Origin of the sequence: Motilimonas thetidivivens, assembly GCF_046452435.1 — a bacterium.
Taxonomy (GTDB): domain Bacteria; phylum Pseudomonadota; class Gammaproteobacteria; order Enterobacterales; family CBDFNC01; genus Motilimonas.
This window is the reverse complement of the sequence record NZ_JBKFDK010000024.1, coordinates 37,069-59,073: the sequence shown is the minus strand read 5'-3', so window position 1 is coordinate 59,073 and position 22,005 is coordinate 37,069. Positions and strand designations below refer to the sequence as shown.

General features: G+C 45.2%; 19 protein-coding genes and 6 tRNA genes. 5 read left to right on the top strand and 20 right to left on the bottom strand.

All coding sequences use genetic code 11. The features are described from left to right. Positions 1–6: 6 nt before the first annotated feature. The 8 genes from bamB to ndk all read right to left on the bottom strand — a co-directional run bounded on the left by bamB (position 7) and on the right by ndk (position 7,799). Positions 7–1,188, bottom strand: coding sequence for an outer membrane protein assembly factor BamB (gene bamB / locus ACK8OT_RS16030; protein ID WP_410197512.1), 1,182 nt, complete (start codon positions 1,186–1,188; stop codon positions 7–9). Further along, positions 1,181–1,849, bottom strand: a complete 669-nt coding sequence (locus ACK8OT_RS16025) for a YfgM family protein (RefSeq protein WP_410197511.1) — start codon at positions 1,847–1,849, stop codon at positions 1,181–1,183. Before ACK8OT_RS16025 ends, bamB begins: the two co-directional genes overlap by 8 nt. A gap of 1 nt (position 1,850) precedes the next feature. Continuing rightward, positions 1,851–3,140: a histidine--tRNA ligase gene (gene hisS / locus ACK8OT_RS16020; RefSeq protein WP_410197510.1), complete on the bottom strand. Its 1,290-nt coding sequence runs from the start codon at positions 3,138–3,140 to the stop codon at positions 1,851–1,853. A 99-nt stretch (positions 3,141–3,239) separates the two neighbouring features. Next, the gene (gene ispG, locus ACK8OT_RS16015; RefSeq protein ID WP_410197509.1) at positions 3,240–4,355 is read right to left on the bottom strand and encodes a flavodoxin-dependent (E)-4-hydroxy-3-methylbut-2-enyl-diphosphate synthase; all 1,116 of its coding nucleotides are present in this window, start codon (positions 4,353–4,355) and stop codon (positions 3,240–3,242) included. 6 nt (positions 4,356–4,361) lie between these two features. Then, positions 4,362–5,333 carry a RodZ domain-containing protein gene (locus tag ACK8OT_RS16010; RefSeq protein ID WP_410197508.1) on the bottom strand — a complete coding sequence of 324 codons (972 nt, stop codon included), beginning with the start codon at positions 5,331–5,333 and terminating at the stop codon, positions 4,362–4,364. Next, positions 5,323–6,087, bottom strand: a complete 765-nt coding sequence (gene pilW / locus ACK8OT_RS16005) for a type IV pilus biogenesis/stability protein PilW (protein ID WP_410197507.1) — start codon at positions 6,085–6,087, stop codon at positions 5,323–5,325. Before pilW ends, ACK8OT_RS16010 begins: the two co-directional genes overlap by 11 nt. Positions 6,088–6,108: 21 nt before the next feature. Then, positions 6,109–7,236: a dual-specificity RNA methyltransferase RlmN gene (gene rlmN, locus ACK8OT_RS16000; RefSeq protein ID WP_410197506.1), complete on the bottom strand. Its 1,128-nt coding sequence runs from the start codon at positions 7,234–7,236 to the stop codon at positions 6,109–6,111. 131 nt (positions 7,237–7,367) lie between these two features. Then, entirely contained in the window at positions 7,368–7,799 is a 432-nt protein-coding gene (ndk, locus tag ACK8OT_RS15995) for a nucleoside-diphosphate kinase (RefSeq protein ID WP_410197505.1), read from the bottom strand. 173 nt (positions 7,800–7,972) lie between these two features. On the opposite strand from ndk, the gene ACK8OT_RS15990 reads away from it, so the two are divergent. Then, on the top strand, positions 7,973–9,475 hold the full coding sequence (locus ACK8OT_RS15990) for a DUF3369 domain-containing protein (protein WP_410197504.1): 1,503 nt from the start codon (positions 7,973–7,975) through the stop codon (positions 9,473–9,475). A 26-nt stretch (positions 9,476–9,501) separates the two neighbouring features. Here ACK8OT_RS15990 and ACK8OT_RS15985 read toward each other — a convergent pair. The 8 genes from ACK8OT_RS15985 to dnaQ all read right to left on the bottom strand — a co-directional run bounded on the left by ACK8OT_RS15985 (position 9,502) and on the right by dnaQ (position 12,447). Next, positions 9,502–9,578 (bottom strand) — tRNA-Asp (locus ACK8OT_RS15985). Positions 9,579–9,617: 39 nt separating this feature from the next. Then, positions 9,618–9,694: transfer RNA gene (locus ACK8OT_RS15980), tRNA-Asp, on the bottom strand. Positions 9,695–9,723: 29 nt separating this feature from the next. Then, a tRNA-Asp gene (locus ACK8OT_RS15975) sits at positions 9,724–9,800 on the bottom strand. 24 nt (positions 9,801–9,824) lie between these two features. Continuing rightward, a tRNA-Asp gene (locus ACK8OT_RS15970) sits at positions 9,825–9,901 on the bottom strand. 22 nt (positions 9,902–9,923) lie between these two features. Then, positions 9,924–10,000, bottom strand: a tRNA-Asp gene (locus ACK8OT_RS15965). A gap of 58 nt (positions 10,001–10,058) precedes the next feature. After that, positions 10,059–10,135, bottom strand: a tRNA-Asp gene (locus ACK8OT_RS15960). Positions 10,136–10,438: 303 nt separating this feature from the next. After that, a complete protein-coding gene (locus tag ACK8OT_RS15955) occupies positions 10,439–11,713 on the bottom strand; it encodes a TIGR03503 family protein (protein WP_410197503.1) in 1,275 nt (424 codons plus the stop codon). Beyond that, on the bottom strand, positions 11,713–12,447 hold the full coding sequence (gene dnaQ, locus ACK8OT_RS15950; protein WP_410197502.1) for a DNA polymerase III subunit epsilon: 735 nt from the start codon (positions 12,445–12,447) through the stop codon (positions 11,713–11,715). The genes ACK8OT_RS15955 and dnaQ overlap by 1 nt, the downstream gene beginning before the upstream one ends. Before the next feature lie 41 nt (positions 12,448–12,488). Between dnaQ and rnhA the strand changes: the two genes are divergently transcribed. Then, positions 12,489–12,959 carry a ribonuclease HI gene (rnhA, locus tag ACK8OT_RS15945; RefSeq protein ID WP_410197501.1) on the top strand — a complete coding sequence of 157 codons (471 nt, stop codon included), beginning with the start codon at positions 12,489–12,491 and terminating at the stop codon, positions 12,957–12,959. 46 nt (positions 12,960–13,005) lie between these two features. Here rnhA and ACK8OT_RS15940 read toward each other — a convergent pair whose 3' ends face one another. After that, a complete protein-coding gene (locus tag ACK8OT_RS15940; RefSeq protein WP_410197500.1) occupies positions 13,006–13,761 on the bottom strand; it encodes a class I SAM-dependent methyltransferase in 756 nt (251 codons plus the stop codon). Between the two features lie 90 nt (positions 13,762–13,851). On the opposite strand from ACK8OT_RS15940, the gene gloB reads away from it, so the two are divergent. Next, positions 13,852–14,697 (top strand): hydroxyacylglutathione hydrolase, encoded by an 846-nt coding sequence (gloB, locus tag ACK8OT_RS15935; protein WP_410197499.1) that lies wholly within the window; start codon positions 13,852–13,854, stop codon positions 14,695–14,697. Between the two features lie 63 nt (positions 14,698–14,760). Then, positions 14,761–16,332, top strand: a complete 1,572-nt coding sequence (locus ACK8OT_RS15930; protein ID WP_410197498.1) for a LysM peptidoglycan-binding domain-containing protein — start codon at positions 14,761–14,763, stop codon at positions 16,330–16,332. Here the strand turns inward: ACK8OT_RS15930 and ACK8OT_RS15925 are convergent. Then, positions 16,329–17,225, bottom strand: a complete 897-nt coding sequence (locus ACK8OT_RS15925; protein ID WP_410197522.1) for an endonuclease/exonuclease/phosphatase family protein — start codon at positions 17,223–17,225, stop codon at positions 16,329–16,331. The two genes, ACK8OT_RS15930 and ACK8OT_RS15925, sit on opposite strands and share 4 nt — an antisense overlap. A 54-nt stretch (positions 17,226–17,279) precedes the next feature. Here ACK8OT_RS15925 and ACK8OT_RS15920 point away from each other — a divergent pair, with 54 nt between their 5' ends. Next, entirely contained in the window at positions 17,280–17,507 is a 228-nt protein-coding gene (locus ACK8OT_RS15920) for a hypothetical protein (RefSeq protein ID WP_410197497.1), read from the top strand. Positions 17,508–17,661: 154 nt separating this feature from the next. On the opposite strand, the gene argA is transcribed toward ACK8OT_RS15920, so the two are convergent. Together argA and ACK8OT_RS15910 are read right to left on the bottom strand one after the other, a co-directional pair. Next, positions 17,662–18,984, bottom strand: coding sequence for an amino-acid N-acetyltransferase (gene argA, locus ACK8OT_RS15915; RefSeq protein WP_410197496.1), 1,323 nt, complete (start codon positions 18,982–18,984; stop codon positions 17,662–17,664). 98 nt (positions 18,985–19,082) lie between these two features. Continuing rightward, on the bottom strand, positions 19,083–22,001 hold the full coding sequence (locus ACK8OT_RS15910; protein ID WP_410197495.1) for an EAL domain-containing protein: 2,919 nt from the start codon (positions 21,999–22,001) through the stop codon (positions 19,083–19,085). Positions 22,002–22,005: the final 4 nt, after the last annotated feature.

The following is a 22,005-nucleotide window of genomic DNA, read 5'->3' as shown; positions in this document are numbered from 1 at the left end:
TGGCTGTTAAGGACGAGCCAGAGCGATCACTTTACCACTTCGAGTTTGGACGATGACTTTATCACCATACACAACTGGCGCAGTATATAAACCATCGCTGTCCAGATTTTGCTGGGCAACAAATTTACCATCACGATCTAACCAATGCAGATAACCTTCCGCATCGCCAACCACAACATAGTCTCCTACCACAACCGGCGCGGTGAGATTACGATATTCAAGTTGGGTATTACTCCAAACTTGCGCACCCGTGCGGCGATCAACAGCATAGATATGGCTTTTCTCATCGGTTAAATACAAATTAAAACCACTGATAGCCATTGAATTGTAAGCAGAATAATTACGCTTCCAAACTGGCTCTGCCGATTGTAAGTCGAAGGAAACTAAATCACCATTATAGGCAATAACATAAGCCGTGGCGCCCACAATAATAGGTTTAGCATCCACATCAACAATACGCTCTAACTCAGTGGCCCCTTTAGGCACCGCGATACGACGCTCCCAAACAGGGATGCCGGTTTCAGCAATAACGGCAACAAATTTACCATCGGCGCGGCCATACAAGATTGCACCGCCGGCTTCAACGGGCTCCGACGCGCTACGCAAGGTTAATGCCGGCTGGTCAAAGTCGAGTTGCCAAACGCGTTCGCCGCTATATTCCTGAAACGCATACAAATCACCTTTGCTGTTGTGAACAATAACGCGTCCACCTTCAACCAAAGGTTTAGCGATTACCTCACCGCCAGTATTACTCACCCAGCGTACTTCACCGGTTTCAGCATCGATAGCAAACAACTGCGCATTTTCTGTACCAACATAAATGGCGTCATAGCTGGCTGTGATAGCGCCAGATATTCTTGCGCTTTTGTTAAGGGCATTGGATTCATGCTTACTAATATCAATCATCCACAGTTGTTTGCCAGAGTTAACGTCTAAAGCTTTGATTAAACCTTCACGATCGGCGACAAACACTTGGTTGCCAATAAAAGCGGGCTGTAATTGGGAGTAAAAATGCTCTACCCCATCACCAACAGATGCACTCCACTCGTTCACTGGCTCATAAGACTGAACGATGACGGGCAATTCAGCCATCACCACGCTGTCTTCCTCGGAATCGAACAAAGAGCACGCTTGTAGCATCAAACCTGATGCGCAGACTAGCGTGACCTTTTTCAACCAATTATCCATTCACAACCTCATCAGTGGTGGTGTCTTGTAATAACGCTGCAGGTTGAGCCAAATCATCAAGTTTGATTTTTAATGCAGGATTACCTGCTTCACCACCCGCGATAACAGCCGCTTGGTAAGCAGCTCTAGCTTGGTCAAGCTGACCTTGTTGCAGGAAGATATCACCCTTAGCTTCTTCGGCCTTAGCTTTAAAGGCTTCATCTTTAACTTCACCTAGGGTGGCTAAAGCAGCATCGAATTGTTTTAACTCAGCCTGAACGCGTGCCAATCTTAGATTAACGGCAGGTAATAGGATTTCGCTCGCTTTGTTCTTTTTCAACCAGTTAAGTTGGTTAAGAGCAAGTTCAAAGTCCCCTTTGTCGACCGCAGATTTAGCTAACATCATGGCTGCTAACGCGCCGTAGTTATTATCTGAGTTTTGTTCGATAAAGGTTTGGGTTTTCACCCAAGCATCATCACTGCCACTTTCTAGCACTTCAACAGCTTGGCTATAGGCTTGTGATGCGGCTTCTTGACCTGCAATTTTTTGTTCATTGTAGTAACGCCAGCCCCATAATGCGCCTAGGCCAACAACAGTACCAAAAATCACCGCAGTACCGTTTTCTTTCCACCAATTCTTTATCGCATCAACCTGTTGTTCTTCGGTTTCGTAACCTACCACGTTATACCCCTTTATTCTCAAGCATCATTGCGACGACATCAGCCATGGCTGTCTGTGCAACGGTTTGTTGTTCATTCTTCCCTGTTAAATCTTTGATGGTCACTTGCTGCTCTGCCATTTCTGACTCACCTAAGATCAACGCGATACGGGCGCCGGATTTATCAGCACGTTTCATTTGTTTCTTAAAATTACCGCCACCGCAATGGTTCATCACTTTAATACTTGGCAGCGCTTGGCGCAATTGCTGAGTAAGCAACATACCTTGAATATCTGTGCCCTCGCCCACTAATACCGAATAAACATCGACCGCAGGTGCCACATCTTGGTTGAGCTCTAAGGTTTCTAGCATTAACACTAAACGCTCTAGGCCCATCGCAAAACCTACCGCAGGGGTTGCTTTGCCGCCAATTTGCTCAACGAGACCATCATATCGGCCACCGGCACAAACCGTGCCTTGAGAGCCCAGACTTTGCGTTACCCACTCAAATACGGTGCGGTTGTAGTAGTCTAAGCCGCGCACTATCTTTTCATTCACCACGTATTTCACGCCCGCCGCATCTAAAATCTGACACAGTTTGGCAAAGTGCTGCTTAGACTCTTCGTCTAAGTAATCGGATAGCTTAGGTGCATCCACTAAGATAGCCTGAACTTGTTCATTTTTGGAATCAAGAACACGTAAAGGATTAGTGTGCATGCGACGTTTAGAATCTTCATCTAGCGCATCTTCATGCAAAGACAAAAAAGCCACGAGCGCATCACGGTAAACGGCGCGCGCTTCATTTGAGCCTAGGGAGTTTAATTGCAGCTCCACATGTTCGCTAATACCCAGCTTTTGCCAAAACTGCGCCGTCATCAAAATCACTTCGGCATCAATATCAGCACTGGCCATGCCAAAAACTTCTACACCAAACTGGTGAAATTGACGGTAGCGGCCTTTTTGCGGGCGCTCATGACGAAACATAGGACCTATGTACCACAAGCGGCGCTCTTGATTATATAGCAAGCCATGTTCGTTACCCGCACGTACGCATGACGCGGTACCTTCAGGACGAAGGGTCAGGCTATCGCCATTACGATCATCAAAGGTGTACATCTCTTTTTCAACGATATCAGTTACTTCACCGATAGAGCGTTTGAATAAATGGGTGCTTTCAACAATCGGCATTCTAATTTCAGAATAGCCATAACTGCTGACGACTTGCTTGAGAATATTTTCTACTTTTTGCCACACTGGCGTTTGTTCGGGTAAACAATCGTTCATCCCGCGAATAGCTTGGATCGATTTGGCCACTTGAAATTCCGTTGTTATTAAGATGATGGCTGGAAATTAGCAGGCATTATAGGGATTTTTGCTAGCCAGGTAAAACCTGGCTAGTCGTGAATGCAGTAATTACTGGTTTTGAATTTCTATTTTTTTACTTGGATCAAGGGTAGATACCCGAGCGCGGATTTTAGCTTCTAATAACTCGACTAATTTGTCGTTATCAAAACGCTCTTTTTGCCTAACGCCATCCTCATAGTAACCACTTTTGTTGCTGCTACCTGTGATGCCTAAATCGGAGATAAGCGCTTCACCCGGCCCATTGACCACACAACCTATGATAGATACATCCAGTGGGGTAGAAATGTCTTCTAGGCGTTGCTCAAGAGCGTTGACGGTATTGATTACATCAAACTCTTGGCGTGAACAACTTGGGCAAGCAATAAAGTTGATACCGCGACTGCGAATACGCAGCGATTTCAAAATATCATAGGCCACTTTGATTTCTTCAACGGGATCGGCAGCTAACGAAACACGCAAGGTATCACCGATACCTTCAGCAAGCAGCATGCCTAAACCCACGGCTGACTTAACCGAGCCACTGCGTAAACCGCCCGCTTCAGTGATGCCTAAATGAAGTGGCTGCACAATTTGTTTGGCCAACAAGCGATACGCACCCACGGCTAAAAACACATCGGATGCCTTCACGCTGACCTTGAACTGGTCAAAGTTCAATCTATCTAAGATATCAACATGACGCATGGCTGATTCCAATAAGGCTTCAGCGGTCGGCTCGCCGTATTTTTCTTGAATGTCGCGCTCTAATGAACCGCCATTCACCCCGATGCGAATAGGTATATTTTTATCTCTAGCACAATCGACCACGGCGCGAATACGGTCTTCGCGACCTATGTTGCCGGGATTAATACGTAAACAATCGACACCGTATTCAGCAACTTTAAGGGCAATACGATAATCAAAATGAATATCGGCTACCAGTGGCACCTTGACTTGCTGCTTGATCAGCTTAAACGCTTCGGCCGCGTCCATGGTAGGCACAGAAACACGCACGATATCGGCGCCGACATCTTCAAGGGATTTGATTTGCTTAACCGTTGCCTCAACGTCTGTGGTGCGAGTATTGGTCATGGATTGCACCGCAATCGGCGCGTCGCCGCCTACGGGTACATTACCCACCATGATTTGCGTACTGTGACGACGTTTAATCGGAGATGTTTGATGCATAACTCGTTATTCTTTTACCGGTAATTCAAAACGCGCAATTTTGCCCGCTTTATACTGAGACATATCGTAAGTTTGACCATTGTAAGTAATCGCCACGGCTTTAGGTGCACCGATAGTGAATTTAACCGGTGCCTTGCCAGTTAATGTCAAACTTGAACCCTTTTCTCTTACACCTATGGCTAAGGTTTTATCATCCGCATCGGTCACTTTGATCCAACAGTCGTTAGAGAAAGTTAAATCAATGTTTAGCACAGAATTATCAACCACAGGCGCTGTCGTTGGCTCACTTTGTTGTTCTTGCGTTGCCACGTCGCTCGCTTGCTCAGCGCCAGTTTCGCTGTCATTACCCGCAACTGTTTGTTCTTGCTCAGCTGACTCATTCGCATCAGTGGCATTATTCGTATCTGCGTTTATATCAAGCGGGATCTCTTGAGGTAATACCGCTTCGGCTTGCTCAGTCACTTCTTGCTGAATGGGTAAATCTTGAGTGGCATGATCTGGCTCAATTGAAGCAATAATGCTTTCACTGACAAGTTGATCCGATGTCGCCGGCTCCAAACTCGCCTTTTGCAACCACCACCAAACCAGCATCCCGACTAACGCAGCACCAATCGCCCAACTTACCCAAGTCAATCGGTTGTTGTGCGCTTCTTGCTGGGTACGCTGAGAGAAACTTTGCATCGGCGTGTTGTTAGGCTCTTTAATCCCTAAGCTGTAATAGGCATTTAAAATTTCTTCTTCACTGATGCCTAAGATCCTGGCATAAGCTTTGAGGTAGCCTTTGATAAAGGTGGGCGACACTTTAGGATCAAATGTTTCATTTTCGATGTCATTGATATTGTGCGCGCGCAGGTTAAGACGAGCCGCTATATCGGTTACCGTCAAACCTTGTTTTTCACGCTCTGCACGCAGCATAGGACCTGGTCCACTTGGGCCAAGATCTTGAATTTCTTCTGGGGAATTATTTTCAGTATTCATTTTTTAAGTATTTTTGTGACTCAATCGACTGAGGAAATTTATTGACTAAACGTCTGCCAAAAGATCTGACTGCCGTTTCACGATTTTGAGCTGATTCTAGGCGGATCCAAGTCCACAAACTTTGTGGCGAATCCTGCGCTACTTTTTGATACTGCAAAAGTACGTTACGCGCATCTTCATACTTTTCTTGAGTGACATAAATCGATGCAATCTCAACCAAAGACACAGGCTTTCTTGGACTGTGCGATAACGCGTTATTAAAATAAATTAAAGCTTTATCAAGATTACCCGCTTGTTTGGCACACAAGCCGGCATTTTCGTAGGTGTCACCCACTCTCACATAAGTGCTAATGCTCACTGCTTTGAGGAATTGTTCTTCGGCTGCTTGGTATTGTTTCTCGCGACATAAAAATGTGCCGTAGTTATTCATCGTATCGGCATCATTGCGGTCAAGTGATAAAGCTTGGCGATAAGATTTTTCAGCTAATCTTGGCTCATTGACTACTTCGTAGTAATAAGCCAGTGCCCGATATATTTCAGGATCGCGAGAATTGTAAGAGAGCGCTTTTTCTAAGTTAAACTTGGCTTGTTCGGTATTACCTTGTTGTAAATACTGAATACCTAATTGCATCCTTGCCTTAGCCGCACCGTCGTAATCCACGGTTTGGCTAACATTTTTTCCAGCCACTGTAGTTTCACTGACACAGCCCAGTAGACTCAATAAAACACTCGCACCTAGGAGAATTTTTTTCATACACCACAAGTATCTAACAAATTATTCTGTCATTGTGACGGAAATTGACTCGCCTTGCATCCGTTTTTTAGCTGTTCTTTTGGTTCTGTCTATCACATCGCCCACTAATTGACCACATGCCGCATCAATATCATCACCGCGCGTCTTACGAACCGTCACTGTGTAGCCATATTCTTGTAACACTTTGTTGAACCTATCAACGCGGCTATTACTGGGTTTAGCGTAATCCGATTCAGGGAATGGATTAAACGGAATCAGGTTAATTTTACAAGGTAAGTCTTTCACCAAGTGAGCTAGCTCATGAGCCAGATCCGTCGAATCATTATAATGATCCAATAACACGTACTCTATGGTGACTTTACCGCGGTTCGCTTTAGATTTAGCAATATAACGTCTAACGCCAGCTAAAAAGTCTTGGATATTGTACTTATCATTTATGGGCATCATCTCTGAGCGCAGCTGGTCATTAGGCGCATGTAAAGAGATAGCTAACGCAACATCAATTTTGTCACCCAAAATATCCAGCGCAGGAACCACACCCGATGTTGACACAGTAACGCGACGCTTAGACAAAGCAAAGCCTAGATCATCTAGCATCAGCTCCAAAGCCGGTACTAAGTTTTTCATATTAAGTAGCGGCTCACCCATCCCCATCATCACCACGTTGGTGATCGGCCGTTGACCTGTGCCATTGGCTTTTACCGGACCAATAATTTTGGCCGCGCGCCACACCTGACCGATGATTTCAGAAACCGATAGGTTGCGGTTAAAACCTTGTTGCGCAGTTGAACAAAATTTACATTCAAGGGCACAGCCAACCTGAGAAGAAACACATAACGTGGCTCTGTCCCCTTCAGGAATATAAACCGTTTCAACATCTTGGTTGCCCACTTTCATGGCCCACTTGATGGTGCCATCGGCACTGCGTTGTTCAAAGGAAACTTCAGGGGCTTGGATCACCGCTTTTTGTTTTAGCTTCTCACGCATTTGCTTGTTGATATTGGTCATTTCATCAAAATCATCAACACCAAAATGGTAAATCCACTTCATCACTTGGTCAGCTCGAAATGGCTTTTCCCCCATATCGGCGAAAAATTGACGCAAGCCGGCACGGTTTAAATCAAGTAGGTTAATTTTTTGATCAGACATAAGCTCTCACAGCGGTGGATTACAGCTAAAAATTGGTCGCGAATTGTACAAAGATTATAACGAGGTTACTAGAGCAGAATAAACAAAAAGCATTGGCTTAGCGAAGCACTAAACCAATGCGACCTATTTGCTTATGATTTTGTGGAGAAAATTTCATCGCTAGAGAAAAAGAAACTGATTTCACGTTGAGCAGATTCTGGGCTATCGGAGCCATGTACACAGTTTTCGCGCACCGATGTGGCAAAGTCTGCTCGGATCGTACCCGGAGCCGCTTCTTCAAAATTGGTTTTGCCCATGATTTCTCTATTTTTGGCAATAGCGTCTTCACCTTCAAGCACTTGTACCATGATCGGGCCTGAAGTCATAAAGCCGATAAGCGGTTCATAAAATGGACGTCCTAAATGTTCAGCATAGAAACCCGCTGCTTGCTCTGGATTTAGTTGCAGCATTTTGGACGCTACAATTTTCAATCCTGCTTGTTCAAAGCGCTGATAAATAGTGCCAATCAAATTACGTTTTACTGCATCTGGTTTGATAATAGAGAAGGTCGTTTCTACAGCCATGTACATCATCCTGTTCATTTCTTAGATATTTTAGAGCCACGATTATAGGCATAGCATTTGTTAAAGCCAAGTTAAGACGTGATGACGACCAAACTCTTCTTGCGTAATATTTGAAAACTCAAGGAGATAGTCTATTTCTTAAATATACCGATTTTACTATGTTCAGGCAGCCCATGGATGACGATATCCTAATTATCGATGATGACGAGCAGCTCCCGACCAGTGCAATCCAGCATTGGACGGTGTTAATTGTCGATGATGAATCAGAAGTACACCGCATTACCAAAGTGACCTTGAGTCAGTTTCGCTTTGATGGCAAAAGCATTCGTTTTTTACACGCCTACTCCGCCAGTGAAGCGCGGGAAATTCTACGCTCTGAGTCCGATGTTGCCTTGGTGTTACTTGATGTTGTCATGGAAACGGATGATGCCGGTTTGCAAGTGGTTAAGTATATTCGTGAAGAGCTAGATAACCACAGTGTGCGGATCGTCTTACGTACCGGGCAACCCGGTCAGGCTCCCGAAGACGATGTGGTTGAAAGCTATGACATTAACGACTACAAAGACAAAACAGAGCTCACGTCGCAAAAACTGCGCACCTTAATCAGAGCAAGCCTGCGCTCCTACCGCGACATTTGTAGTTTGCAGCGTAATAAGCGCGGTTTAGAAAAGGTTATCCAAGCTTCCAAGGGTATTTTTGAAAAAACCGCTCTAGAAAGCTTTGTCGAAGGCGCTTTGGAGCAACTAACCGCGCTGCTGGAGCTTGAAGACACCACCATCTACAACATCAAACATGCATACGAGCTCAAAGACGCAGAGTTGGAAATGCTGCATACCACCGCTGACGATAAAGATAGCGAAGGAGAATTGCAGCACCACCCCATTTTGCAGCTAGCCATTCAAGATAAAGCCAATGTATATCAAGAAAATGAAGTGGTCATTTATTGTAAAAACCCACGCCATAATCTGATTTTTCACATCGAAGGAACACGTGAGTTAGGCGATGTAGACATTCATCTACTCAATTTATTTACCGAAAACATCGTCGTTGCGCTTGAAAACATTCGCTTAAATGAAGTTATTGAAGACAACCAAAAAGAAATTATGTATCGCCTAGGCGAGGTTGTGGAAAGCCGCTCTAAAGAATCCGGTAGCCATGTTAAGCGCGTAGCAAACTACACAGCCTTGTTAGCTAGACTATCGGGGCTTGAGCCTGAGCAAGTAGAAACCTTAAAACAAGCGTCGCCATTACATGATATCGGTAAGGTTGGGATCCCAGATGCGGTGCTGAACAAACCCGCCAAACTCGATGCTGACGAATGGGAAATAATGAAGACCCATGCCAAGCTAGGCTACGATATGCTTTATGACTCCGATATCCCGCTTCTACGCACTGGTGCAGCCATTGCTATGTATCACCATGAAAAGTGGGATGGCAGTGGTTATCCCAACGGCCTTAAAGGCGAAGACATTCCTATCGAGGGTAGACTGACCGCATTAGCCGATGTGTTCGATGCGCTTGGCTCAAAACGTTGTTACAAGGAGCCTTGGGGAATTGAAGAAATAATGGATTTGATTAACAGCGAGTCAGGTAAACACTTTGACCCTAGCTTAGTCAAATTGCTCAATGATAATCTGGGTTTATTTTTGGAGATTAAAGGCAAGTATCAAGATTAGAGGCGTTTGCTTGGCTGATACGATATTGGCGGAGCGGACGGGACTCGAACCCGCGACCCCCGGCGTGACAGGCCGGTATTCTAACCAACTGAACTACCGCTCCGCTATATGTATCAAATTTTGCTTTAACTGATTGAGATGTTGGCGGAGCGGACGGGACTCGAACCCGCGACCCCCGGCGTGACAGGCCGGTATTCTAACCAACTGAACTACCGCTCCGTTATCTTAATCAATTTTTATACTATTTCTGGCGGAGCGGACGGGACTCGAACCCGCGACCCCCGGCGTGACAGGCCGGTATTCTAACCAACTGAACTACCGCTCCGAAGAAATAATATTGCATGTTTGTTGGCGGAGCGGACGGGACTCGAACCCGCGACCCCCGGCGTGACAGGCCGGTATTCTAACCAACTGAACTACCGCTCCATAACAAACATTTTTAGATAATTGGCGGAGCGGACGGGACTCGAACCCGCGACCCCCGGCGTGACAGGCCGGTATTCTAACCAACTGAACTACCGCTCCGTATTATCTATATTCAACTTTGACTTTCATCTAGCTGTTGACGCTAACACATTGTAAGTGGCGGAGCGGACGGGACTCGAACCCGCGACCCCCGGCGTGACAGGCCGGTATTCTAACCAACTGAACTACCGCTCCACTACATCAACGCGCTGCTAATTTTCATTAGCGCTTCGTTGTGTGCGGCGCAGATAATACGTACATGCCCCTACCGAGTCAACAAAGAATGTGTAAAAAAATCGGAAAAATGACTGTTTGATTTCATATCGAACAATCTTTGTTGAAATTACATACAAGGTGGTGATATTTGCACCACAACGACCCCTTTTGGCTTCTTTATTTCTTGACTCTATGTGTAGAGAGTCGGTCAAAAGTGCGATATTTCAATCGCACAATCAACCAAGCAAGTCAGCATCTCATCTTGATTAAGCTAACTAGGGCTTACTTTTTTTTGCTCTCTTGTTCTAGGTTCAACTCTTCCACAGGCGATGCTGTTGGATCTGTTTGCTGCTGTCCCTGCTCTGCCAGTTTTGCAGCAATGCGTTGTACACTTCTTCGCTTCCACCAAATAATGCCCACCAGCACGAGCGATATGAACAATAAGATGGCCCCACCTAGCATCAGATAAAATGATAATTGGCTTGGCTCAGGCTCCGGCACGACCTCAGGGGTTGGCTCTGGCGTCGGTTCAGGTGTCGCAGGTGGTGGCACCACACGAAAAACTTGCTCTTCTAGTTCTAATACAATTTCGCGTCCGGCTCGGGTCGTGGCATAAGCCATGGTAGAAACCGTGTATTTGCCAGCCTCTTCAGGGCGAGGCAAGGTAACAGTCAGTACATCTTTGTCTGCTTCACCGTGGCCAACAAAATCCAATGGCTGCTCTAACACCCCTTCATAGCTTCCCTTTACCACTAATGTCTCTGGCAATATCTCATCCATATCAATTTGGTAGTGCAACATAGGCCCAGGTTGCTCAAAGGATTCGGTGATATTTAACGTAATAGGTACCGGATAAACTAATAGGTCTTGACGAAAGGCGCGGGTAAAGACTTCGTTACGGGTAGAAACTTCAACACGATACTTACCTGATGGCATCTTAATGCTGGGATGGGTGGTCAACTTACCATCACGAGGATATTCATCGTAACCTTTGCCGTCATCTAAAAACTGAAAGCTAACCTTATGGCCATAACCAAAATTATCATCGGTTTCATCATTTAGGCTGGTAAACGTCATGCGAATAATCAGATCTTGGATATAGTCCTCCGCGACCGGCTGACCACTTTTATTCAATAGTGCGGTGGTTAACTTAACCTGTTCGTTGGCATATAAGGTACTGGGTAATTTATCCATATATAGCTGTAGATCCGTCACCATACGGATCGCATTATCTGGACTAAGCCGCCCAACGGCTTGCCAAGGTCCTGGCATCGGCTTATCAATCGTGATCATGTCAAATTGTAAGCCTTCGTGCCATTTCACATTGTCTGGGTGACGACTGGAATAAAGTTTACTGCCATCGGGTTGGACTAAAATAGTGGCCGCAGCGCCAGGTTGGCGTTTAATGACAAAGGTGACCTTTTCCGCCATGGGGTCAATTCGAAAACGGTTATCGAGTAAACTGATATCATTTTTTTCAATAAATGTAACGGCTCCCAACGAGGCACTCAACGAGAGACTCAATGTCAGGCCAATAACACCCAGGATTCGACTCATTAATCTAGCCATAGACAAGGCCCCTTCTTCGCTATTAATTGCAGTCTTTCGTGGTGGGCTTGTTGTTCATCTGCACTTGCGCTGACTACTTTTAACGGGGCTCGATGACTGTTTAAACGCATAATGCCTTGCTGATTTTGGTTATCTTGGTTTTCTGAGTCTTGATTGAGATTAAGCGCCGTTTGTCCGCCCGTCATCAGCAAGTAAACGTCAGCTAAGATCTCGGCATCAAGTAATGCGCCGTGCAAGGTACGGTGAGAGTTATCTATGCCATATCGATCACACAACACATCGAGGTTGTTACGCTTACCGGGAAACAGCTCCTTGGCCATTTGCAAGGTATCGGTGATTTGACAGAAATCTGCGGTTTTACCTATGCCCGTTTTCAGCTTATCAAACTCATAGTCCATAAAGCCGATATCGAACGGCGCATTATGGGCAATCACTTCAGCCCCTTTAATAAACTCGATAAATTCAGGCGCGATTTGGGCAAAGCTTGGCTTGTCTCTTAAGAATGCATCGGTGATACCATGAACCCCGATCGCCTCCGCATCAATCAGCCTGTCGGGTTTAATGTAAACATGGTAATGACGCCCCGTTAATCGGCGGTTTATTAACTCGACACAACCTATTTCTATAATATTGTGGTTTAGATAATGAGGACCGCTATCGAAATTCATACCTGTGGTCTCTGTATCAAGAACCACTTGTCTCAAGGTCTGCTCTGTGTTCATATCTGTTCCATGTTGTCGTTATTATTACTAGTCTAACAAAAATGAATAAACAGGTTGAACTATATACTGATGGATCGTGCCTAGGTAACCCCGGCCCCGGAGGTTACGGTGTGGTCATGAAATACCTTGGCCATCAAAAAGAGCTGGCACAAGGTTATGAGCTTACAACCAACAATCGGATGGAACTACTCGCCTGTATTAAAGGTTTAAATGCCCTCACGCGTCCCTGCAAGGTCATTCTGACCACAGATAGCCAGTACGTCCGACAAGGCATCACCAGTTGGATCCATGGCTGGAAAAAGCGTAATTGGAAAACCGCCAGTAAAGCACCGGTAAAAAATGTCGACCTATGGCAACAACTCGATGAGGCAAGCCAAAAACACGACATAGATTGGCGTTGGGTGAAAGGTCATTCCGGCCACCCGGAAAATGAGCGTTGTGATGAGTTAGCGCGCTCGGCAGCCGAATCCAGCGACTTAATCGTTGATTCTGGTTATATCAGCTCACTTTAATTGCTAAAACTTGTGTTAGCGCATTAATAAAATGCGCCAGCACGCGTCATAATTTGCTTTTTTTCACGCTGGGATCGGAGCCATGACAGTTGGCAAATGGCGTAGCCGTGAGTATCGGTCTTTTTAAGCGCCATTTCTCTTTGATCGGCGTCATTGGCCGTGTCGATTTACGTGCCACAATATAATAGTTGTCGCATAAAATGGGGAAAAAACGTTGCCCAGCCTGCTCGCACCAGTCAAGTTTTTCATTTCGCGCCAACGAAAAACCAAAGCCAAATTTTTCATCGGCTAAAATTTCAAAACCTAATAAATGCAGCCAGTCACGGATCCGCGCAGGGGTAAACATACGACTGTGGCTTACCCAAGGATTGCGATTAAACGGAATATATTGGCTTAGGCCATGCCAGCTCACCGGATTAAAACCACTCAGCAACAGAAAACCATCGGCGGTCAGTACCCGCTCTACTTCCCTCAACATTTGATGGGGATCTTGGACAAAGTTTATGCCGTGGGCGAGTAAACAAACATCAATACAAGATTCTTGCAAGGGTAAGGCGTTACTTTGTGCAACGAGTCCGGTCAATACATTTCCGCTAGAGATATTCACCTGATGGCGTATAGTGCAACTGCTGGTGTTAAGCTGGGCACTTAACTGGCCCAATTTAATCAAATGATAACCAAACAACTGCGGACACCATTTATCCAACCTTTGCTGTAATTGTTGTTGCAACCATTCTCCAGCAGGTAAATCTGGCCATGTTTGCGGATCATACACTTTTCGGCTGGTTTTAGCTGGACGCATGAAGTTCTCATATGGTTAGAATACGTTAAGGTTATCATATCGCTTCAAGGCTGCAATAAAGCTGCATCAAAATCCTTTTAGCGAGCCATCATGTTCGGATTAATTCAAGCTAACGGAGCGACTGCGATGATACAAGTGTTACCTATCCCAGCCTTTAACGACAATTATATTTGGCTTATTAAAAATGAGCAGCGAACCGCTATCCTAGTCGATCCTGGCGACGGCCAAGCCGCGTACCATTTTTTGAAACAACATGATCTTACGCTAACGGCGATATTACTGACTCATTACCACCGCGATCATGGCGGCGGCTTAGAATATTTACAACAGCAATATCAACAACCTTTAGCCATTTATGGCCCCAAATGGCAAGCGACTCCCGTTGGCAAGAGAGCGCCTCAAAAGCGATGCCCTGAAGCATTTACCGAAGTCGCTGCTGGCGCACGCTTAGAAATCAACCAACTTGTTTTTAGGGTTAATGCTGTACCAGGCCATACCCTTGAGCACATTAATTATGTCTTAGAGGATGACACTCAACACGTGTTTTGTGGTGACAGTTTGTTTTCAGCTGGTTGCGGTCGTGTATTTGAAGGCACTATGAGTGAAATGTATCACTCCGTCAGCTCTTATCTTGATTTTCCTGACAATACACTGCTCTACCCTGCCCATGAATATACATTTAGTAACTTAGCCTTTGCTCATCAAGTTGAGCCCGATAACCTAGCCATCACCGATGCCATCAAGCAAGTCGCTAAACTCAGGCAGCAAGGGTTGCCGTCATTACCGGTTACTTTAAGCCATGAAAAAAAGGTTAATCCTTTCTTACGCTGTGACCAACCCACTGTTTTACAAGCAGTTCAACTTCACTGCGCCGAAGCGATCACGACCCCAGAAATGGTATTTTCAGCGCTAAGAAAATGGAAAGATGAGAGTTAGTTCCTTGATTCCCGCCACCAGCTTCTCTAACATGTGGCGATTTTTTTGATAAAAGTGATGAAAATGAAACTACCTCTGGCCCTAACATTGACGATTTTTTTGGTTGGTTGTCAAACCACTGACACCCCAAAAGCTCCCCAAGAAGTCTCAATTACACCTAAACCTAAGGTAGTTAAACCTGATCAACCCACTCCATCTACCCAACCTAAACGTGTGGTGAAACTTTCACCTGAGCCACTTGAGTCCGATTTATGGCAGGTGATCATCGATGGGTTTGAGTTACCTGCGGCGGAAAATGATCGCGTTGCGTATTACGTTGATTGGTATTTAAAGCACCCCGATTATATGCGCCGCATTTCCAAACGCGCCGAGCCTTTTCTGTTTCTAATTGTTGAAGAAATTAAAAAGCGTGACATGCCACTTGAGCTAGCCTTATTGCCTGTAGTTGAAAGCGCTTTCGATCCGTTCGCGTATTCTCACGGTCATGCCTCTGGCATGTGGCAGTTTTTGTCTTCTACCGGAAAGCGCTTTGGCCTGCAACAAGATTGGTGGTACGACGGCAGGCGTGATGTGATCGCATCGACTAACGCCGCATTAGATTACTTAACCTATCTTAACGAGATGATGGACGGTAATTGGCTGCATGCCATCGCGTCCTACAACGCGGGTGAAGGCCGCGTCCTTCGCGCTATCAAGAAAAATCGCAAAGCCGGTAAACCCACCGACTATTGGAACTTGGATTTACCGAAAGAAACCAATGCTTATATCCCTAAACTGTTGGCTTTGGCAGAGCTGATTCGTAACAATGAAAAATACCACATGCCGTTGCCTAAGTTCAAAAACGCGCCAGTGCTTCGCACAGTTAACACGGGCTCACAGATAGATCTCGCTTTTGCCGCCAAATTAGCCGGTATCGACACCGAGCAGTTATTGCAATTAAACCCAGGCTTCAATCATTGGGCAACCTCTCCCCTTGGCCCCCACGAATTATTACTGCCGATTGAAAATGCAGAGCAATTCGAAATAGCCCTTTCAAGTGTGCCTAAATCTGATCGCGTAAAATGGCAAAGATACAAGATCCAAAAAGGGGACTCCCTTGGCTTGATTGCGAAAAAGTTTAATACCCAAGCCGATGTTCTGCGTAAAGCCAATAACATCAAAGGCAATAGCATCAGAGCGGGTAAATTTTTGTTGATACCATCATCAGGCCCTATTTCAGACGTCCAAACCGCTCAACAAGATAAGGTGGCCAAAGTACAAAAAAGAACCGAAGCGAAACGAGGAAAAGCAGCCATTCACACGGTAAAGCAAGGTGATACTCTGTGGGAAATTGCCAAAAAGTACAAGGTAAACTATCAAGATTTAGCTAAGTGGAATAACTTAACCAAGCGCAGTACCTTACGCTTGGGACAAGAGTTAAAAGTATTCAATCAACCTCAGATTAACGTGACTACAGTTAACGCTCAACTGGCTAAGCCGATGGTTTATATTGTTAAAAGTGGTGATTCACTCGGCGCAATCGCTCAAGACTATAAAGTCACTGTAGAAGAATTAAAGCAGTGGAACCAAATCAGCAACCCACGCTCTCTTAAACCAGGTCAGTCGTTAACCATCAAAGTAGCGGACGCCCGCTAATTTATTGCTTTAAACGCCACTTCCATAGGGAAGTGATCTGAGCCAGCCAAGGCATAAGCCTTGGCGCTAACCACTTCAATATCCTTAATATATATATGATCCAATGGCTCGCCCATCACGACTAGTCGCTGATCCGGTGTAAAGCTAACCTCAGATAATCCCACCTGCTTAGCCTGCTCACGCAACTCAAGCTGACGAGAACGACTCCAAGTATTAAAGTCTCCAGCAAAAATAACCGGGCCGACATGGCGCTCGACCAAGGCAAACAAATTCGCTAACTGAAGATTCCAGTCTGCTGTACCTAAGGTAAAATTGATCCCATGAACATTGATGACCAACAGTCCAGCTGCAGTATCAGCCATCGGATACAAGGTCACTAATGTCGATTTCGGAAGTTGGATCCACGGCTCAGGACTGAGTTCAACACAAACAAGCTGACCTTCTACCTTAGCCAAATTTTGCACCCCAAAAAACCTGCCATCTTGACTAAATGCACTAGCACCAAAGCCTTGCCATCCTCGATGTTGCCAAAATTGACTAACTTGGCTATCACTGCTCGCTTCTTGCAGCAGCGCTAAGTGGTGCGTCTTAAGCAAGTTTGCAAGTGTTCCTTGCCAACGAGGATCTTGATATTTATACACATTCCACACCAGTAAACTAAACTCGGCAGGCAACAAGGAGCCGCGAGAAGCGGGCTTTAATACATTTAACTGAGCCTGATTACAAGACGGCGCTTGATAAGGCGTTTGCGTTTCGAGGTCATATGCCTGCGTCATCACATGTAATGTTTGCAAATAATGATGCGCAATCAGAGCCGATATAATCACAGCCAAGACGATACCCGCTAACAGCAAAACTAATTTGTGAAATTTCGCCAATCTTGGATTTAACATTTTCTTCACATTGTTCCTATAATGTAACTTCGACCTAGCTAACAGAGAAGCGCAATGACGACCAAACGCTACCGAGTAACTTATTTCGATCAAGACGGTTGTAAAGAGCAGATGACCATAGAAACGCCTTACTACATCTGCCGCGATCACGATACCGCTTTGTGTCTATTTGATGAGCAAGGATGTGTGGGAGATGAAGTATTACTCGAGACCATTCTCAATCAAAACTTAAATGGGCAACGCGCTTGCTGCATCGTTAATGCTGAGCCTTTACTCATTTAGTGAGAATACCCTACACAGCTGCTTACTTTATCAAAGTTGCAGTCGTGTTGGCGAGCCCCCAATCACCGAGTCAAGCATGCTCATGGGGGCTGGTTTGCCGTGGTTACGGCTACCTATAACTAGTTTTGCTATAAATAGGAGATGATAGCAATGGTTAAAGGGTCTTAATTAATATCTTGGAATTACGCTGAAAGTTATACATGGATTTTTTCTGATTAGGCAAGTCATTAACATCAGCAGGCACAAAACCGCGCTCACGAAACCAATGAATGCTTTGCGTGGTGAGCACAAACACCTTGTTCAAGCCCATTTTAATCGCCTGAGCTTCAATGTGTCTAACCAAGCTATCACCTCGGCTGCTGCGACGGTATTTAGGGTGGCTGACCACACAGGCTAATTCCGCCATCCCTTCTTCTACAAATGGGTATAACGCGGCGCAGCCAATAACCATGCCGTCGCGCTCTACAATGGTAAAGCGCTCAATTTCTGATTCAAGTAACTCGCGAGAACGTTTTACTAAAATACCGCGCTCTTCCAGCGGCTGGATCAGCTCTAAAATCCCGCCGATGTCGTCAATGTTAGCATCGCGGATCTTTTCATAACTCTCGGTGACAATCTGAGTGCCCACACCATCGCGGGTGAATAGCTCTTTAAGCAAGGCTCCACTTTCTTGATAGCTCACCAAATGGCTACGTTTTACACCACCATAACAAGAAGCAACGGCAGCCCGTAAATAGCGCACTGTGCCGGTATCGGTTTCGCTGGCCTGCAAGGTGCGTAACTTAGCCTCGGCTTCTGACGGTAGCATCTCATTAATAACTCGGTCTTTATCGTCAAGCACACCTTGGTTAGAACAAAAACCGATAATTTTGTCGGCCTGCAAACCAATCGCAACTTGAGTCGCCACCTCTTCTGCGGAAAGGTTAAACGCTTCACCAGTAACGGAATAACCGATGGGCGGAACCACCACAATCGCACCTTGGCCTAACTGCCAACGAATGCTGTCGGTATCAATACGACGGATATTACCGGTGTGGCAAAAATCGATTCCATCACGCACGCCGATCGGCTGTGCAACAACAAAGTTTCCTGACATCACATTGATGCGCGCACCTTGCATCGGCGAGTTAACCACTCCCATGGAAAAGGTTGCCTGAATATCAATCAAAAGCTTACCAACCACTTGTTTCACCGCGTTCAGTGCAACATCATCGGTCACTCGGAGGTTATCAACAAATTGACTTTGAACGTGTTGCATTTCTAGCGCAGCATCAATTTGTGGCCGAAAACCAAACACTAAGACCAATTTAACACCGAGGCTGTTAAGCAGCGCAATATCACTGACTATTTCAGGAAAATTCTCATGCTCTAACGCTTCTCCTCCGACCATTAAAACAAATGTCTTGTTGCGATGAGCATTAATATAAGGGGCTGATTGCCTAAAACTGCTAACAATAACGTCTGTATCTTGTGCCAATGCAAATTACTCCCTAGAAATACGGCTGGCAATGATTGTATCTCAAGTGAAGCCAGACTGCAGCGTCAAAATAGAATTTTTATGCACTTTTTTAGAATTTATATTAAGCTTTCAAAGCTCTTTTGTAGGAATGCATTCGCTTCGCTTGCCGTCACCGGAGCCGAGAAATAATAGCCCTGTAGGTAATCACACTTACGTCCTTTCAAAAAGTCCATTTGTTCTTTAGTCTCAACGCCTTCGGCTACGACTTGTAAACCTAATGTATGCGCCATGGTGATGATAGTCGAGACAATTTTTGCATCATCGTTGTCATGAGACAACTGCGCAACAAAGCTGCGGTCTATCTTTAAGGTGTGAATAGGGAAGCGTTTTAAATAGCTTAATGAGGAGTAGCCAGTACCAAAGTCATCAAGGGAGATATTTATCCCCTGCAGGCTAAATTGTTGCATCACATTAATGGCCGACTCAACGTCTTCCATCAACATGCTTTCGGTGATTTCTAGTTCTAGGTTGGCAGGCTTAACGCCTGATTGTTCAATACTTTGCTCTATGACTTGAGCAAGACGTGCAGACACAAATTGCTTAGGTGACAAGTTAATGGCGATTTTGATCTGCTCATATCCCATCGCAACCCACTTGGCCGCCTGATTGGCGGCTTCAAATATAATCCACTCGCCAAGGGGCTCAATTAAACCTGTTTCTTCGGCTAACGGGATAAACTCATTGGGAGGAATAAACCCAAATTCATCATGTTGCCAGCGAATTAACGCTTCAAACCCAGTGACTTCCCCCGTGGTAGGCAGCACTTTAGGCTGATAGTAGAGTTGCAGTTGATTTTCGGCAATGGCCACATTAAGTGCCTTTGTCAGCTTTTTCTTATATTCCATCGCCACGTTCATGTCTCTATGGAAAAAGCTGAAATCATTGCCGTGCAATTTTGCTTGCTGCAAGGCAAATTGAGCGGCATTAAGCAGTTGCTCTTCATTGTCAGCATCATCAGGAAACACGGCAATACCAAATGCAGCGCCAATTCGAATCGACTCATGCTGAGCCGCAAACGGCTCTGAAAATACCGCTTTAAGCTGGGTGAGTTTTTGCTCTAAGGCAAATTGATCCAGTTGAGGGGCTAAAAACGCAAATTCATCCCCTCCTAAACGGGCAAGTGTATCATTCGCTGATAAGCTAGCCGATAACCCGTTGACCACTTGTTGCAGTATGGAGTCGCCGACTTTTAAACCAAACTGGGTATTTATCTCTTTGAAGTGTTTCAAATCGATAATCACCAACGCAACGCTTTGATTTGATTTAGCCGCGCTGATGAGACGATTTTTGAGTCTTTTTTGGAATAAGCCACGATTTGGGATCCCAGTTAATGGGTCGCGCATCGAAAGAAACTTCACTTTTTGTTCGACTTCTTTTTGCTCGGAAATATCAAAGAAAGTGATCACATGATGGGTAATTTCGGCGTGATGTTTGATGACACTGATTTTAACCCAAGCAGGAAAAATCTCGCCATTTTCACGTTTAGACCAAATTTCCCCCTGCCAACTGCCTTCGTTGTATAGATGATGCCATAGGGTCTTATAAAACAATGGGGTGTGGTGTGAGGTAAAGATACAATCGGGCTCTTTGCCAATCACTTCATCCGAAGTTAACCCCGTGATAAGGGTAAACGCAGGATTCACCTTGATGCAGCGCTTACGATTATCTGTCACCATAATGGCCTCTGACAAGGTATCAAACACTTGCCCCGTAAGCTTTAACTCCTGCTCTAAATTAAACTTACTGCTGTAATCACGAAACACCACAACCACACCAGCAAAGCTGCCATCTTGTAATAACTCGGTTGCCTCGTAATCGATATACAGCACCATGCCAGTAGGCGTATCCAGTTTGGCCACCGTGCGCGGGGAAGCATCGCAATGACGATAAATAATATCATCTATATGTTGATTCGCTTTATTTGCTTTATCGTCAAGGTCGATAAAAGATAATACTTGGTTATAAGGTTTGTGTAATAACTGACTTGGGCTCACCCTAAGCAGGGTTAACGCGGCGTTGTTAATGAAACTAATTTGCCCTTGTTTGTCGATGCCAAACATCGCATCGGCCATGCCATTTAAGATGGTCTGATTAAAATCTGATAAACGCTGAGCAGTTAACTCTGAGTGTTTTCGCTGCTCGATTTCTTGTTCCATTTGTTGCTGTTTATGTTCTATTTCAGCGGCGAGAAAAGCCAATGCATCACTTAGCTGATTAAATTCTTGGCTATGGTATTTGGCTGGTTTAGCTGAGAAGTTAAAGTTGGAGAGCGCCAAAGCATAATCGTTTAGCTGTGCTAAGGGGGTAGCCAAACGTTGACTGGCCCTTAAAGACATATACAAGGTGTAAACAATCAATAAGGTGATCGCAATTAAAAATGCCCGCTGGGCATCGCCTAGCTGCTTATTGAAATCGTCCCCACTGCGCTCAATGGCCTCAGTGGCCATTTCAACCCGCTGCTGAAGTAACGCTTGTAACTCGCGAGATTGGGTTAGCCACACCTCGTAAGCCGATGCAAACTCGTCTTGCTCACTCATGAAATCCGGCGCAGCTTGCTCCATTAATGACAGTAAACGAAAAGTGCTGTCAATAAATTGCCAAATAGGCTGTTGCAGCTCTGAATCAACATCCCCTGGCGCAAACGTGCCATGGCGGGTTTGCTCTAAATCATGCTGCCAGTCCTGCTGCTGAAAATGTAAACGTGATAACGCAAAGCGCACCTCATCCCCGGCGTATTTTTTAGCTTTAAAATCACGGCGTAAATGCTGTAATCTTGCTTCTCGGGTATTTGATTTAGCTCTTTGCACCAACAAGTTAACGGCATTAGAGTGATTAATTTCAACGAGATGATAATTGACTAAGCGATCGGCATTGGCCTTTAAATCCAAGAAATAATAGAAACCCGCAAACAGAATGAGTAATGCGAATATCACCACTGAGAGATAAGAAAGCATTAATCGATTTCTAAATTTCATGAAA

Excerpts from the sequence above, each read along its gene's own strand:
- ACK8OT_RS16010 (WP_410197508.1), bottom strand. The coding sequence starts at position 5,333 with ATGAATACTGAAAATAATTCCCCAGAAGAAATTCAAGATCTTGGCCCA.
- ACK8OT_RS15930 (WP_410197498.1), top strand. The coding sequence starts at position 14,761 with ATGAAACTACCTCTGGCCCTAACATTGACGATTTTTTTGGTTGGTTGT.
- ACK8OT_RS15925 (WP_410197522.1), bottom strand. The coding sequence starts at position 17,225 with ATGTTAAATCCAAGATTGGCGAAATTTCACAAATTAGTTTTGCTGTTA.
- rlmN (WP_410197506.1), bottom strand. The coding sequence starts at position 7,236 with ATGTCTGATCAAAAAATTAACCTACTTGATTTAAACCGTGCCGGCTTG.
- rnhA (WP_410197501.1), top strand. The coding sequence starts at position 12,489 with ATGAATAAACAGGTTGAACTATATACTGATGGATCGTGCCTAGGTAAC.
- bamB (WP_410197512.1), bottom strand. The coding sequence starts at position 1,188 with ATGGATAATTGGTTGAAAAAGGTCACGCTAGTCTGCGCATCAGGTTTG.
- ACK8OT_RS15920 (WP_410197497.1), top strand. The coding sequence starts at position 17,280 with ATGACGACCAAACGCTACCGAGTAACTTATTTCGATCAAGACGGTTGT.
- ACK8OT_RS15955 (WP_410197503.1), bottom strand. The coding sequence starts at position 11,713 with ATGAGTCGAATCCTGGGTGTTATTGGCCTGACATTGAGTCTCTCGTTG.
- ACK8OT_RS15940 (WP_410197500.1), bottom strand. The coding sequence starts at position 13,761 with ATGCGTCCAGCTAAAACCAGCCGAAAAGTGTATGATCCGCAAACATGG.
- ACK8OT_RS15990 (WP_410197504.1), top strand. The coding sequence starts at position 7,973 with ATGGATGACGATATCCTAATTATCGATGATGACGAGCAGCTCCCGACC.
- gloB (WP_410197499.1), top strand. The coding sequence starts at position 13,852 with ATGTTCGGATTAATTCAAGCTAACGGAGCGACTGCGATGATACAAGTG.
- pilW (WP_410197507.1), bottom strand. The coding sequence starts at position 6,087 with ATGAAAAAAATTCTCCTAGGTGCGAGTGTTTTATTGAGTCTACTGGGC.
- ACK8OT_RS15910 (WP_410197495.1), bottom strand. The coding sequence starts at position 22,001 with ATGAAATTTAGAAATCGATTAATGCTTTCTTATCTCTCAGTGGTGATA.
- ndk (WP_410197505.1), bottom strand. The coding sequence starts at position 7,799 with ATGGCTGTAGAAACGACCTTCTCTATTATCAAACCAGATGCAGTAAAA.
- ispG (WP_410197509.1), bottom strand. The coding sequence starts at position 4,355 with ATGCATCAAACATCTCCGATTAAACGTCGTCACAGTACGCAAATCATG.
- dnaQ (WP_410197502.1), bottom strand. The coding sequence starts at position 12,447 with ATGAACACAGAGCAGACCTTGAGACAAGTGGTTCTTGATACAGAGACC.